Source organism: Mycobacterium spongiae (assembly GCF_018278905.1).
GTDB classification, from domain to species: domain Bacteria; phylum Actinomycetota; class Actinomycetes; order Mycobacteriales; family Mycobacteriaceae; genus Mycobacterium; species Mycobacterium spongiae.
This window is the reverse complement of the sequence record NZ_CP046600.1, coordinates 1,653,099-1,666,688: the sequence shown is the minus strand read 5'-3', so window position 1 is coordinate 1,666,688 and position 13,590 is coordinate 1,653,099. Positions and strand designations below refer to the sequence as shown.

The following is a 13,590-nucleotide window of genomic DNA, read 5'->3' as shown; positions in this document are numbered from 1 at the left end:
AGTGGACGATGAGCGAACCTCAACCAGCCAGCACGACCTCACACACCATAAGTTCCCACAACGCAATGGGCCGCGAGCCCGGCCTCTACATCGGCGGCACATGGCGTCACGCCGCCAACGGAGCCACCCGCGACATCATCAACCCGGCCGACGGCACGATCCTCACCATCGTCGACGAAGCGCAGCCCACCGATGCGACCGAAGCGGTCGCTGCCGCCCGCACCGCGTTCGACTCCTCGTCATGGCCACAGACCCCCGTGAACCAGCGAGCGGCGCTGCTGGATCGCATCGCCGAGCTGCTCGTGCGTGATCGCGAGGAGATCGCCCGAATCGAAACACTCGACACCGGAAAGACGCTGCGAGAGAGCTACATCGATGTCGACGACGTCGTCGCGGTGTTCCGGTACTACGCCCGGCTGGCCACCATCTCGTCCGACCGCCTCGTCGACACCGGCGATCCCACGATCGTCAGCCGAGTCATCAGCGAGCCGATCGGGGTGTGTGTGCTGATTGCGCCATGGAACTACCCGCTGCTGCAGATCTGCTGGAAAATCGCGCCGGCGTTGGCCGCCGGGTGCACCATGGTGGTCAAGCCCAGTGAGGTCACCCCGCTGAGCACAGTCGCCCTGGTCCGGCTCATCGACGAGGCCGGCGTACCCGCCGGGGTGCTCAACCTCATCCAGGGCAGCGGCGCCGCGGTTGGCGCCGCGCTCACCGACACCGCCGACGTTGACCTGATCTCCTTCACCGGTGGGGCGGCAACGGGTGTCGCGGTCTCCCGCGCGGCGGCCCCCCACATCACCAGGGTGGCACTGGAACTCGGCGGCAAGAACCCGCACCTCGTGTTCGCCGACGCCGACTGGAACAGCGCCATCGACGCCGTGATCACCGGGGTGTTCCTGCACTCCGGACAGGTCTGTTCGGCCGGTACCCGCCTTATCGTCGAACGCAGTATCGCCGACGCATTCGTGGCGGAGCTCAAGACCCGCGCCGAAGCCATTCGGTTCGGCGACGGTCTGGACCCCCGTAGCCAAACCGGCCCGCTGGTCTCGACCGCACATCGCGAGAAGGTCGAAAGCTATGTGCGGCTAGCGATTTCCGAGGGCGCAGTCCTGGTGACCGGGGGCCAGCGACCCACCGACCCGCAATTTGGGGCCGGCAGCTATTTTCCTCCCACCATTTTCGACCACTGCGATCGGTCGATGCGGATCGTTCAGGAGGAGACGTTCGGCCCGATACTCACCGTTGAGCGGTTCACCACTGAGCGCCAAGCCATCGATATGGGTAACGACACGTCCTACGGACTTGCCGCCGGCGTGCGAACCGCGGACCCGGCGCGCGCCGAGCGGGTCGCGCGTGCGTTGCGCCACGGCACCGTGTGGATCAACGACTTCGGTATCTACACTCCCGCTGCCGAGTGGGGCGGGTTCGGCAGGTCTGGCAACGGCCGCGAGCTCGGACCGGCCGGGCTCGCCGAATACCAGGAAACCAAACATGTCTGGACCAACACCTCGCCGCAGGAGGTGGGCTGGTTCGCGGATTAGTCACCGTGTGCAACGAGGCACCAACAACAGGCCGTCCACGCAGACCACCTCCAGTGAAGAGAAGAACCACAGACATGCAGCACACCCGACATCATGCAGATGCGCACGGATTGGAGCATTTTGGGTATAAGGAATGCCTGGACCGCAGCATCGGCAAATTCGCCAGCTTCGCTGCCGGTGTCAGCTACATCTCCATTCTGACCGGCACATTTCAGCTGTTCTACTTCGGTTTCGGCACGGCGGGCCCGGCCTATTTGTGGTCGTGGAGCATGGTTTTCGTCGGCCAGATCGCCGTCGCCCTGTGTTTCATGGAGCTAGCCGCCAAGTTTCCCGTTGCCGGATCGGTGTACAACTGGGCCAAGGCGTTGGGCAGTCGCGTCGTGGGCTGGTGTGCGGGCTGGCTCATGCTCACGGCGTCGGTCGTTACCCTGTCGGCGGTGGTGCTGGCGCTGCAGCTCAACCTGCCGCGGTTGTGGAGCGGATTCCAGATCATCGGAGATGGTGGCGGCACCTACGATTTCGCGGCCAACGCGGTGGTCCTCGGCACCGGCCTCATCGTGTTCACGACATTGGTGAACGCCCTCGGCGTCCGATTGATGGCGCTGATCAACAGTGCCGGGGTGTTCATCGAACTCATCGCCGCGGTCTTGATCGCGGTGATCCTTGCTGCCAACATCACCCGGGGACCCGCCGTGTTCTTCTCGACCCAAGGCCACGGCGCGGGCAAGCACGGCGGGTATTTGGGCGCCTTCCTGGTTGCCTCACTGGCCTCGGGGTATGTGATGTACGGGTTCGACACCGCCAGTTCCCTGGGTGAGGAAACGGTAGACCCGCGGCGCACCGCCCCGCATGCGATCCTGCGCGCCATCCTGGCCTCGTTCGTTATCGGCGGCGCCATCCTCGTCTTCGCCGTCATGTCCGTCCCCAACATCAAAGACCCGAAGATCGGTCAGGAAAGCGGCGGTCTGCAGTACATCGTCCAACAGGTGATGTGGGGACCATTGGGCACCATCTTCTTAGCCTGCATTGTCGTCGCGGTGGTTGTGTGCGCGCTCGCCGTACACACCGCCGCGATCCGGCTGACCTTCGCCATGGCGCGGGACAACGCCCTGCCGTTCGGGGAAAAGCTCGCCCGGGTGCACCCCAGGACCCAGACGCCGATCGTGCCCGCGGTTGTCATCGGGGCGATTGCTTCAGCGATCTTGATCATCAATGTCGGTGAGCCGAAGATCTTCACCGTCCTGACCTCGATAGCAGTGATCATGATCTACCTCGCCTACCTCATGGTCACCGGACCGCTGCTGAGGAAACGGCTGCAAGGCCAGTGGCCACCGGCCGATCTCCAGCGGGGTGGCTACTTCACCCTGGGCAGGTGGGGCCTGGCCGTCAACCTGCTGGCGGTGCTCTGGGGCGTCGGGATGGCCCTGAATCTGGCCTGGCCCAGGGTCGCCGTCCACGGCACACCCTGGTACAACACCTGGGGCGCGTTCATCTACATCGGAATGATCCTCGGCCTCGGGATGCTGTGGTTCCAGGTCAAGGGCCGCCACCAGCTCGGCACGCTGGCCTCCCATGCGGCAGAGCCCGCGATGTCGGCAACGCCAGAGATCCCGTCGGCGCCGAAAGCGCGGTGAGCATCCTCGTGGACGCAATCTTTGACTACGTCATCGCCGGGGGTGGCACCGCGGGTTGCGTACTGGCCGCCCGCCTCAGTGAGGATCCATCGGTCACCGTCTGCCTGATCGAGGCCGGCCCCTCCGATGTCGGCGATCCGCGCGTCCTGCAATTGTCGGCGTGGATGCACCTCCTCGACTCCGGCTACGACTGGGACTACCCAGTGGAGCCGCAGGAAAAAGGCAACAGTTTCATGCGCCATGCGCGGGCCAAGGTCCTCGGCGGATGCTCGTCACACAACTCGTGCATCGCCTTCTGGCCGCCCGCCGAGGGGCTTGATGAATGGGAGGCCCTGGGGGCCACGGGGTGGGGAGCACCCGGTGTTCTTCCCTACCTGACCCGGCTGGAGCGCAACGACGCCGAAGGTGAGCACCACGGCCGCAGCGGACCCGTGCGGCTCAGGGACGTACCGCCCACCGATCCCTGCGGCGCCGCGGTACTAGCGGCCGCAGCGCAGGTGGGCCTGCCGACCGTCGCGTTCAACCGTGGCGCCACGGTGCGCAATGGCGCTGGCTGGTTTCAGATCAACGCTGCCGAAGACGGCACCCGCATGTCGACATCACACGCCTACCTGCATCCGATCCTGGGAACCCGCGGCAATCTTGAGGTGCGGACCAACTCCTGGGTCGCCGAGGTGCTGTTCGATGAGACGGGTGCGGCCTGCGGGGTGCGCCACCAACGGCCCGACCTCACCGGCTACGACGTCGTCACGGCACGCCGCGAGGTGGTGCTGGCAGCCGGCGCGATCGACACCCCAAAACTGTTGATGCTCTCGGGCATCGGACCCGGCGCCCACCTCCGCGAGCTCGGAATACCGGTGCGGGTCGATGCGCCGGGAGTCGGAGCCAACCTCGACGACCACGTCGAGGGGCTGGTCTTCTGGGAGGCATCGCAGCCGATGGTCACAACATCGACCCAATGGTGGGAGATCGGGTTGTTCGCCACCACCGTCGAGGGTCTAGCTCAGCCCGACCTGATGATGCACTACGGCAGCGTGCCGTTCGACATGAACACCCTGAGGTGGGGCTATCCCACCACCGACAACGGATTCTGCCTGACACCCAACGTCACCCAGGGCCTATCCCGTGGCACCGTGCGGCTGCGCTCCCGAGACTTCCGGGATCGTGCCAAGGTCGACCCGCGCTACTTCACCGATCCCGAAGGCCACGATGAGCGTGTGATGGTGGCCGGAATCCGATTGGCGCGCAGGATCGCCGAGCAGCAGCCGCTGCGATCATGGATCGCCAGGGAACTCGCACCAGGCCCGGACGCCATCGGCGACGATGACCTGATCGACTACATCCACAAGACACACAACACCGTCTACCACCCCGCGGCTACCGCTCGCATGGGTTCTCCCGACGATCCGATGGCCGTGCTCGACCCTTTGCTGCGTGTCAAGGGCGTCCCAGGGCTGCGCGTCGTTGACGCGTCTGCCATGCCGAAACTGCCCGCCGTGAATCCGAACATCACGGTGATGGCCATGGCGGAGAAGGCTGCGGACCTTATCCGCGGCACGACACTGCCTTGATCAGGCCGACCGTCAGCCCTTGCGCGACTTGATCGCCTCGGTCAATTGCGGTGCGACCTTGAACAGGTCACCGACCACACCGTAGTCAGCGATCTCGAAGATGGGCGCCTCTTCGTCCTTGTTCACCGCGACGATGGTCTTGGAAGTCTGCATACCCGCGCGGTGCTGAATCGCCCCGGAGATTCCCAGCGCAATGTAGAGCTGGGGTGACACCGTCTTGCCGGTCTGGCCCACCTGGAACTGGCCGGGGTAGTAGCCCGAGTCGACCGCGGCACGCGACGCCCCGACGGCGGCACCCAGCGAGTCGGCCAGCGCCTCGACCACAGTGAAGTTCTCCGCGCTGCCCACGCCGCGGCCACCGGCGACCACGACCGTGGCCTCTGTCAGCTCCGGCCGGTCGCCGGCGACTGCCGGCTCGCGGGCGGTGACCTTGGTGGCGTTTTCCGCCGGCGCTGGCACCTCCAGGCTGACCTGTTCTCCCGCGCCGTCGGCCGGCTCGGCCTCGACGGAACCGGGCCGTACGGTGATCACCGGCGTGTCGCCGTTGGCTTGTGCCTCAACGGTGAACGCGCCGCCGAAGATGGAGTGCAGGGCCTTGCCGCCGTCTTTCAGTTCCACGGTGTCAACCAGCATTCCGGAACCGATCCGGGCCGCCAGCCGGCCGGCGACCTCCTTGCCGTCGGCGCTGGCAGCCACCAGCACCGCCGCTGGCGCTGACGACTCGGCCAGCCCGGCCAGCACGTCGACCGCGGGCGTGATCAGGTAGTTGTCCACGGCGTCGGACTCGGCGACATAGATCTTCGCCGCACCGGCCGCCTTGAGCCCATCCACCAGCGGCGCCGCCGTCCCCGGCGCACCCACCACGACGGCGGCCGGCTCGCCCAGCGCGCGGGCGGCAGTGATCAATTCGGCGCTGACCTTCTTCAGCGCACCTTCTGCGTGCTCAACGAGCACGAGTGCTTCAGCCATGGGTATTTCGCTCTTCTCGTCGTTTGCGGGCCTAGTGCGATGGACCTGAGTTGGATGTAGCTGCCTTAGATGATCTTTTGGCCAACCAAGTACTGCGCGACCTGGTTGCCGCCTTCGCCCTCGTCGGTGACCTTTTCACCTGCGGTCTTGGGAGGCTTCGGCGTCGAAGTCAGCACGGTCGAACCCGCGTTGGCCAACCCGACCTCGTCGGCCTCGACGCCGATCTCGGCCAGGGTGAGCACGGCGACCTCCTTCTTCTTGGCGGCCATGATGCCCTTGAAGGACGGGAAACGCGGCTCGTTGATCTTCTCGTTGACGCTGATGACCGCGGGCAAAGTGGCCTCGAGGGTAAAGACGCCGTCGTCGGTCTCGCGCTCGCCGGTGATCTTGTCGCCCTCCACCGACACCTTGCGCAGGTGCGTGAGCTGCGGCAGACCCAGGTACTCGGCGATGATGGCCGGCACCGCGCCGCCCACCCCATCGGTGGATTCGTTGCCGGCAATGACCAGCTCGGTGCCTTCGATAGCGCCCAGCGCACGTGCCAGTGCCCACCCAGTCTGGATCACATCCGAGCCGTGCATACCGTCGTCCTTCAGGTGGACCGCCTTGTCGGCGCCCATCGACAGCGCCTTGCGGATCGCCTCGCTGGCGCGTTCTGGGCCTGCGGTCAGCACGGTCACCGACCCCTCGACACCGTCAGCTGCCTCACGCTCCCGGATTTGCAGCGCCTCTTCGACAGCGCGTTCGTTGATCTCGTCCAGTACCGCGTCGGCGGCCTCTCGGTCGAGCGTCCAGTCGCCGTCGGTCAGTTTGCGCTCCGACCAGGTGTCTGGAACCTGCTTGATCAGGACCACGATGTTAGTCATGAGTCTGGTTTGTCCTCCTCGAAGGCGTCCTGCAGCGGTGGACTGCGGGACCTCGGTCAAGCGATTCGCAACCGCACACGCATGTTACTAAACGGTAACTTCGCGCGGTCCGCTCTCACACCATAGCGGGTCACGCTGGCCTGATTGCCCGCTCTCCCCCGTTAGCGGAGCACCCCCACCCCAGGTACCCGGTTCGCGAATCGAGCGGTTCGGGTTAGCCTGCCTTAGCAATGAGCGCATTCGTTCCTGACGTACCCGGCGTTTCCGACCACATCCGCGGTGACGAGTCACCCGCGGCGGATGGGGTACTGGCACTGACGGGCGAACGCACCATTCCCGGCCTGGACATCGAGAACTACTGGTTTCGGCGGCACGAGGTGGCCTACGAGCGGCTGGCACCGCGCTGCGCTGGTCTCGACGTGCTCGAAGCCGGCTGCGGCGAGGGCTATGGCGCCGACCTCATCGCCGGCGTCGCCCGCCGGGTCATCGCGGTGGACTACGACGAGGCCGCAGTCGCCCACGTCCGGCGCCGATACAGCAGGGTGGAAGCCACGCAGGCCAACCTCACCGATCTACCCCTGGCAGACGCGTCAGTGGACGTGGTGGTCAACTTCCAAGTCATCGAGCATCTGTGGGACCAAGCCCAGTTCGTCCGCGAATGCGCCCGGGTGCTGCGTCCCGCTGGGCTCTTGATGGTGTCCACGCCCAACCGGATCACCTTCTCGCCAGGCCGAGACACCCCGATCAACCCGTTTCACACCCGCGAACTCAACGCCGACGAACTCACCGAACTGCTCGTCACGGCTGGTTTCGTCGATGTGTCGGTGGCCGGCCTCTTCCATGGGCCCACGTTGCGGGAGATGGATGCCCGCCATGGTGGGTCCATCATCGACGCGCAGATCGCGCGAGCGATCGCCGACGCACCGTGGCCACCCGAGCTGGCCGCCGACGTGGCCGCGGTGACCACCGCGGACTTCGACCTGGTCGGCGCGGGCCACACGCGGCGAAACGACCGTGACCTACGCCACATTGACGACAGCCTCGACCTCGTTGCGATTGCGGTGCGCCCTTGAGTGCGCCCACAGGCCGGGTACCTGGGCTGTTCACGCTGGTGCTGCACACCCATCTGCCATGGCTAGCCCACCACGGACGCTGGCCAGTCGGCGAGGAGTGGCTCTACCAGTCGTGGTCGGCGGCCTACTTGCCGCTCTTTCGGGTGCTGCGCACGCTCGCCGACGAGGACCGTCGTTCAGTGGTCACGCTCGGGATGACGCCGGTGGTCGCCGCCCAGCTCGACGACCCGTATTGCTTGGACGGAATGCACCACTGGCTGGCGAACTGGCGCCTGCGCGCCGCAGAGGCCGCCAGTGTGCGGTCGACACCACAATCGAAATCGGCCTCATATGTGTCGTGTACGCCGCAAGCACTGCGGTCGCTCGGTGCCCGCGAGGGCGGCGAGGCGGATCGCGCGCTCGGCGATTTCACGACAACGTGGCGCCACGGCGTCAGCCCGGCGCTGCGCCACCTGATCGACGCGGGCACCCTGGAGCTGCTCGGCGGACCGCTGGCGCACCCGTTCCAGCCGTTGCTCAACCCGCGGCTGCGTGAGTTCGCGTTGCGCGAAGGGCTCGCCGACACCGAGCTGCGGCTGGCGCACCGCCCGAGGGGCATCTGGGCTCCGGAGTGCGCCTACGCCCCAGGTATGGAATACGACTATGCCGCCGCAGGGGTCAGCCACTTCATGGTCGATGGCCCATCGCTGCGCGGCGATACCGCATTGGGTCGGCCGGTGGGCGACACGGACGTCGTCGCATTCGGACGCGACTTGCAGGTCAGCTACCGGGTGTGGTCACCGAAGTCCGGCTACCCCGGGCATTCCGCGTACCGCGATTTCCACACCTACGACCATCTCACCGGCCTCAAGCCGGCCCGGGTGACCGGCCGCAATGTGCCACCTGAGAACAAGGCGGTCTACGACCCCGACCGCGCTGACCACGCGGTCGATGTCCACGTCGCGGACTTCGTCGACGTGGTGCGCAACCGGCTGCTCGCTGAGTCGGAACGCATTGGGCGGCCCGCCCACGTGGTGGCCGCGTTCGACACCGAGTTGTTCGGCCACTGGTGGTATGAAGGGCCGACCTGGCTAGAGCGAGTAATGCGGGCGCTGCCCGCCGCCGGCGTCCGGGTCGGCACGCTCAGCGATGCGATCACCGACGGGTTTGTCGGAGACGCGGTCGAGTTGCCACCGAGCTCCTGGGGGTCCGGCAAGAACTGGCAGGTGTGGGACGGTGACAAAGTGGCCGATCTGGTACAGCTCAACACCGAAGTTGTCGACACTGCCCTGACCGCCGTCGACAAGGCGCTGGAACAGACCCGCTCGCTGGACGGACCGATTCCCCGCGATCGCGTCGCCGACCAGATCTTGCGTGAGACGCTGTTGACGGTGTCCAGCGACTGGCCCTTCATGGTGAGCAAGGACTCTGCGGCCGATTACGCCCGCTACCGCGCCCATCTGCACGCACACGCCACCCGGGAGATCGCCGAAGCGCTGGCCTCTGGGCGCCGCGAGACCGCGCAGCGGCTAGCCGAAGGATGGAACCGCGCCGACGGTCTGTTCGGCGCCCTCGATGCCCGTAGGCTGCCCAGGTGAGCGCATCCGTCCCCCGGCGTAATGGGCCCCTCTCATGAAGATCCTTATGGTGTCGTGGGAATACCCGCCGGTCGTGATCGGTGGGCTCGGCCGACATGTGCACCACTTGTCGACAGCGCTCGCGGCGGCCGGTCACGATGTGGTCGTCTTGTCTCGGCGGCCCACCGGCACCGATCCCAGCACGCATCCGTCCTCGGATGAGGTCAGCGAGGGTGTCCGGGTTATCGCGGCGGCCCAGGATCCCCACGAGTTCACATTCGGCGACGACATGATGGCCTGGACTCTGGCGATGGGCCACGCGATGATCCGCGCCGGTCTGTGCCTGAAGAGACACGGCACCGACCGCGCATGGCGTCCCGACATCGTCCACGCGCACGACTGGTTGGTCGCCCATCCCGCTATTGCCCTCGCCCAGTTCTATGACGTGCCCATCGTTTCCACGATCCACGCGACCGAAGCCGGCCGCCATTCCGGTTGGGTTTCCGGCGAACTGAGCCGTCAGGTCCATGCCGTCGAATCGTGGCTGGTGCGTGAATCCGATTCACTGATCACGTGTTCGGTGTCAATGAGCGACGAGATCACCGAGCTGTTTGGTCCCGGGCTGACCGAGATCACCGTGATCCGAAACGGCATTGATGCGGCCCGCTGGCCGTTCGCGCCCCGCGACCCACGCACCGGGCCGGCCGAACTGCTCTACGTGGGCCGGTTGGAGTATGAGAAGGGCGTTCACGACGCCATCGCGGCGCTGCCGCGGATCAGACGCACCCATCCGGGCACCACCCTCACCATCGCCGGCGAAGGCACCCAGCAGGATTGGCTCGTCGATCAAGCACGCAAACACCGGGTGCTCAAGGCAACCAACTTCGTCGGGCACCTCGACCACACCGAGCTGCTCGCAATGCTGCATCGAGCCGACGCTGCGGTCCTACCCAGCCACTACGAGCCGTTCGGCTTGGTCGCCCTCGAGGCCGCCGCGGCCGGCACCCCGTTGGTGACGTCAAACATCGGCGGTCTGGGCGAAGCAGTGATCAACGGACAGACCGGGATTTCCTGCGTGCCCCGCCATGTGGCCGGCCTTGCCGCCGCGGTATGCACGGTTCTCGATGATCCGGTCGCCGCCCAGCGACGCGCCCGAGCCGCCCGGGAGCGGCTGACCTCAGACTTCGATTGGCACACGGTGGCCGAGGAGACCACGCAGGTGTACCTGGCGGCCAAGCGCCGTGAACGGCAACCGCAACCACGCCTGCCCATCGTTGAGCATGCGTTGCCCGATCGCTAGCTCCCCAGCGGATCGATACCGATCGCGTCTGCGCAATACCGCCACAGCCGCTCGCACTCGTCGTCGCGGTATCGAGTCCAGGGCACGTAGTGCTCGGGGCGGGGCCGCCGGTCGTGCCAGAAAAGCCCGGTCGGCGGTGCAGGTTGGGTCGCTGCCAGCCACAGGGCGGTGTCGGCGCCTTCGGCCGCCGTACGCAGCAGGGGGCCGGTGATGGCACGGAATCCGGGCAACGAGGCGGCTACCCCGGGGGTGTCCGCCCAACCAGGATGCATGCAGTGCACGCCGATATGGTGGCCGGCCCAGCGGCGGGCCAGGATCGGGGTGAACGCCACCTGCATGCGTTTGGTGCGCGCGTAGGCGACGGCGCCACGGTATCGGCCGACTCGGTATTCCGGGTCGTCGCTGGGCAGCGACTGCGTATACATCCCGCCTGACGCCATCAGGATGACGCGCGGGTCCGGCGATTGGGCGAGGATCGGGACCAGCAGTTCCGTCAACAACACCGGCCCGAGCACATGGGTGGCCAACGTGACCTCGTGGCCATCGGCGGTCTCGAACCGGTTGGCCGGCAGGAGTCCGGCATTGTGGATCAACACGTCCAACCGGGACACTCGGCCGGTCAGGTCGGCGGCGAACGCGCGGACGGTGGACAGGTCCGACATGTCGCACACTTCGACCCGCACGTCGGCGCCGGTCTCGGCGGCGATCTCGTCGCGCGCTCGCTCCCCGCTCTTCCGATCGCGCACGGTCAGCAAGACGGTTGCGTCCAGCCGGGCCAAGCCCTCGGCAATTGCCCTGCCGAGGCCACGATTGGCCCCGGTGATCAACGCGGTGCGGCCACGCAGTGCGTGTGGCGGGGGATCCTGCGAGCGGCCCAACCGCCGGAGGCGATAGCCAATGTTGGTGTAGCCGGGTACGACGGCGCGATCGAGAGCGGCGTCGAGAAGAGACCGCATTCCTTCGGGAGCATCCACACCCACCACTATCCCCGAATGCATTCCCCCCGCAGTGGCGCCAGCATCCACGCTCGGTCACCGGTAACGTCAAGTGATGGGCCTGGAGTATTCGAGCGTCATCGATGCGCCCCGCGACGAGGTGTTCGCGTGGCACGGTAGACCGGGCGCGTTTCATCGCCTGTCTCCCCCGTGGCAGCCCATGCAGCTGGTCAGCGAAGCGGCATCGCTGAAGGATGGGCGCGCTACGCTCGCGCTGCCGGGCGGCCTGCGCTGGGTCGCTGCGCACCAGCCCGATTCCTTCGATCCCCCGCAGCGGTTCGTCGATACCATCAGCAGCGCCGGGCTGATGTCCCTACCGCCGCGGCTGGTCGGCCGATGGCGCCATACCCACGAGTTCGAGGATCTTGGAGACGGCCGTACCCGAGTCATCGACCGGCTGCAGACTCCGGTGCCCGGGTGGGCGTTGCGGGCGACGTTCAGCTACCGGCACCGTCAGCTGGCCGATGACTTGGCCGCGCACCGAGTCGCAGCGGCCAGCGGTCTGACGCCGAAGACCGTCGCCATCACGGGGTCGTCGGGGTTGATCGGTTCTGCGCTGGCCGCGTTTCTGAGCACCGGGGGCCATCGTGTCATCCGGCTGGTCCGCGGCACCCCACGCGACATATCCGAGCGAAGATACAACCCCGATGACCCCGATCCGGGGCTGCTCACCGGAATTGACGCCGTGGTGCACTTGGCAGGCGCCTCGATCGCGGGACGATTCACCGCAGATCATCGGGACACCATCCGCAACAGTCGAATTGGCCCAACACGCAGGTTGGCCGAACTCGCTGCGCGCACCGCTGGCGGGCCGGCCGTCTTCATCTGCGCTTCGGCGATCGGGTACTACGGATACGACCGCGGCGATGAGATCCTCACCGAGGACAGTGACCGTGGCGACGGCTACCTCGCCGACGTCGTGGCCGACTGGGAAGACGCGACAACCCCCGCCGAGCGCGACGGCGTGCGGGTGGTTCGGATACGCACCGGAATCGTGCAATCCCCGCGCGGCGGCACCCTTCGGCTCCTGCGCCCACTGTTCACCGTGGGACTCGGCGGCCGGCTCGGCGACGGCCGACAATGGTTGTCCTGGATTGGGATTGATGACCAGATCGACGTCTATCACCGCGCCCTGTGGGATGCCACACTGTCTGGACCCGTGAATGCGGTAGCCCCGCAACCGGTTCGCAATATCGACTACACGAACACCCTCGCCCACGTCTTAGGCAGGCCCGCGATGTTGCCGGTACCGGCGCTGGGTCCGCGGTTACTGCTCGGCGAGCAGGGCGCACGAGAACTTGCCTGCGCCAGTCAGCGGGTTTCACCCGACCGACTCACCCGGGCGCAACACCGGTTTCGCCACGCGGACCTGGAATCGGCCTTGCGGCACCTCCTCGGGCGCACTGCCTGAGCAGCTCGCTTATCGCCGGGTCACCGGAACGGCAACCTCGTTACGGCGCAAGCAGGGAATAGTGAAGGGCGGGTCGTAAAACCACGCTACCGCGGGACCAGCCTGCCGGAAATCGGTGTCGCGGAGTCGACGGAGCAATTCTTCGGTGCGCGATTTGACGGCGCGCGGCCCGCGGGCGCCGGTGAAACGCAGGACCGCGAAGTCCTCTGCCGGTAGCTCGACGAGTTTGACGGCGTCGTCGTTGGGCGCCGGCAGGGTATCCAACGTCCACGTGGCAGGCATAAAAAACCGGATCACCCACCCATCGTCGGGCCCGGCCTCCTGAGCCACCGGCGCCGTCATAGCGATGCGCTGGCCACCATTGGCCTGGTTTTGACTGACCGGAGCCGTCATTGCGATCTTCGAGTCGGCGTGGTTGCCGCCAAAAATGTAGCCGGCCAGGGTGCGGAACCCACGGTTGCGGGAACCTTCCTCGGTGTCCTCGACCAGGGTCTCGGCCGCGATACGCGGTCCATAGCGACGGATCTGCAGGCCGTCGAGCGTGGTCTCGACCGTGTGCGGCGGTTCTTCGATCCCGAGCCGCAGCCCGACGACAAATCCGGCGGCTTCGCCGAGTTGGGTCAGCAGCGCCGCGATACGTCCCAGCATTCGAGGATCCGCCTTTCGGTTGT

General features: G+C 66.6%; 11 protein-coding genes. 7 read left to right on the top strand and 4 right to left on the bottom strand.

The window, feature by feature from the left end; genetic code table 11:
• Positions 1-65 precede the first annotated feature (65 nt).
• The 3 genes from F6B93_RS06810 (at position 66) to F6B93_RS06800 (ending at position 4,749) form a co-directional block, all read left to right on the top strand.
• A complete protein-coding gene (locus F6B93_RS06810) occupies positions 66-1,544 on the top strand; it encodes an aldehyde dehydrogenase family protein (RefSeq protein WP_211699323.1) in 1,479 nt (492 codons plus the stop codon).
• Positions 1,545-1,618: 74 nt separating this feature from the next.
• Positions 1,619-3,178, top strand: coding sequence for an APC family permease (locus F6B93_RS06805; protein ID WP_211698407.1), 1,560 nt, complete (start codon positions 1,619-1,621; stop codon positions 3,176-3,178).
• On the top strand, positions 3,175-4,749 hold the full coding sequence (locus tag F6B93_RS06800) for a GMC family oxidoreductase (protein WP_246541026.1): 1,575 nt from the start codon (positions 3,175-3,177) through the stop codon (positions 4,747-4,749). Before F6B93_RS06805 ends, F6B93_RS06800 begins: the two co-directional genes overlap by 4 nt.
• 12 nt (positions 4,750-4,761) lie before the next feature.
• Here F6B93_RS06800 and F6B93_RS06795 read toward each other — a convergent pair whose 3' ends face one another.
• Together F6B93_RS06795 and F6B93_RS06790 are read right to left on the bottom strand one after the other, a co-directional pair.
• Positions 4,762-5,718 (bottom strand): electron transfer flavoprotein subunit alpha/FixB family protein, encoded by a 957-nt coding sequence (locus F6B93_RS06795; RefSeq protein WP_211698406.1) that lies wholly within the window; start codon positions 5,716-5,718, stop codon positions 4,762-4,764.
• 65 nt (positions 5,719-5,783) lie between these two features.
• Positions 5,784-6,584, bottom strand: a complete 801-nt coding sequence (locus F6B93_RS06790; RefSeq protein ID WP_211699321.1) for an electron transfer flavoprotein subunit beta/FixA family protein — start codon at positions 6,582-6,584, stop codon at positions 5,784-5,786.
• Positions 6,585-6,814: 230 nt separating this feature from the next.
• Here F6B93_RS06790 and F6B93_RS06785 point away from each other — a divergent pair, with 230 nt between their 5' ends.
• From F6B93_RS06785 to F6B93_RS06775, 3 genes are read left to right on the top strand one after another with little or no spacing between them, the layout of a single operon-like run.
• Positions 6,815-7,657 (top strand): class I SAM-dependent methyltransferase, encoded by an 843-nt coding sequence (locus tag F6B93_RS06785; RefSeq protein WP_211698405.1) that lies wholly within the window; start codon positions 6,815-6,817, stop codon positions 7,655-7,657.
• Positions 7,654-9,234: a 1,4-alpha-glucan branching protein domain-containing protein gene (locus F6B93_RS06780; protein ID WP_211698404.1), complete on the top strand. Its 1,581-nt coding sequence runs from the start codon at positions 7,654-7,656 to the stop codon at positions 9,232-9,234. Before F6B93_RS06785 ends, F6B93_RS06780 begins: the two co-directional genes overlap by 4 nt.
• A gap of 34 nt (positions 9,235-9,268) precedes the next feature.
• Complete coding sequence (locus tag F6B93_RS06775; RefSeq protein ID WP_211698403.1) at positions 9,269-10,513, top strand: glycosyltransferase family 4 protein; 1,245 nt, start codon at positions 9,269-9,271, stop codon at positions 10,511-10,513.
• Here the strand turns inward: F6B93_RS06775 and F6B93_RS06770 are convergent.
• Positions 10,510-11,469 (bottom strand): SDR family NAD(P)-dependent oxidoreductase, encoded by a 960-nt coding sequence (locus tag F6B93_RS06770; protein ID WP_425518532.1) that lies wholly within the window; start codon positions 11,467-11,469, stop codon positions 10,510-10,512. The genes F6B93_RS06775 and F6B93_RS06770 overlap by 4 nt on opposite strands.
• A gap of 94 nt (positions 11,470-11,563) precedes the next feature.
• On the opposite strand from F6B93_RS06770, the gene F6B93_RS06765 reads away from it, so the two are divergent.
• On the top strand, positions 11,564-12,919 hold the full coding sequence (locus tag F6B93_RS06765) for a TIGR01777 family oxidoreductase (RefSeq protein ID WP_211698401.1): 1,356 nt from the start codon (positions 11,564-11,566) through the stop codon (positions 12,917-12,919).
• A gap of 9 nt (positions 12,920-12,928) precedes the next feature.
• Here the strand turns inward: F6B93_RS06765 and F6B93_RS06760 are convergent, their stop codons facing one another.
• Positions 12,929-13,567: an SOUL family heme-binding protein gene (locus tag F6B93_RS06760; protein WP_211698400.1), complete on the bottom strand. Its 639-nt coding sequence runs from the start codon at positions 13,565-13,567 to the stop codon at positions 12,929-12,931.
• Positions 13,568-13,590: the final 23 nt, after the last annotated feature.

Coding starts and splice junctions, on each gene's coding strand:
- F6B93_RS06810 (WP_211699323.1), top strand. CDS start 66: ATGGGCCGCGAGCCCGGCCTCTACATCGGCGGCACATGGCGTCACGCC.
- F6B93_RS06805 (WP_211698407.1), top strand. CDS start 1,619: ATGCAGCACACCCGACATCATGCAGATGCGCACGGATTGGAGCATTTT.
- F6B93_RS06795 (WP_211698406.1), bottom strand. CDS start 5,718: ATGGCTGAAGCACTCGTGCTCGTTGAGCACGCAGAAGGTGCGCTGAAG.
- F6B93_RS06790 (WP_211699321.1), bottom strand. CDS start 6,584: ATGACTAACATCGTGGTCCTGATCAAGCAGGTTCCAGACACCTGGTCG.
- F6B93_RS06785 (WP_211698405.1), top strand. CDS start 6,815: ATGAGCGCATTCGTTCCTGACGTACCCGGCGTTTCCGACCACATCCGC.
- F6B93_RS06775 (WP_211698403.1), top strand. CDS start 9,269: ATGAAGATCCTTATGGTGTCGTGGGAATACCCGCCGGTCGTGATCGGT.
- F6B93_RS06770 (WP_425518532.1), bottom strand. CDS start 11,469: ATGCGGTCTCTTCTCGACGCCGCTCTCGATCGCGCCGTCGTACCCGGC.
- F6B93_RS06765 (WP_211698401.1), top strand. CDS start 11,564: ATGGGCCTGGAGTATTCGAGCGTCATCGATGCGCCCCGCGACGAGGTG.
- F6B93_RS06760 (WP_211698400.1), bottom strand. CDS start 13,567: ATGCTGGGACGTATCGCGGCGCTGCTGACCCAACTCGGCGAAGCCGCC.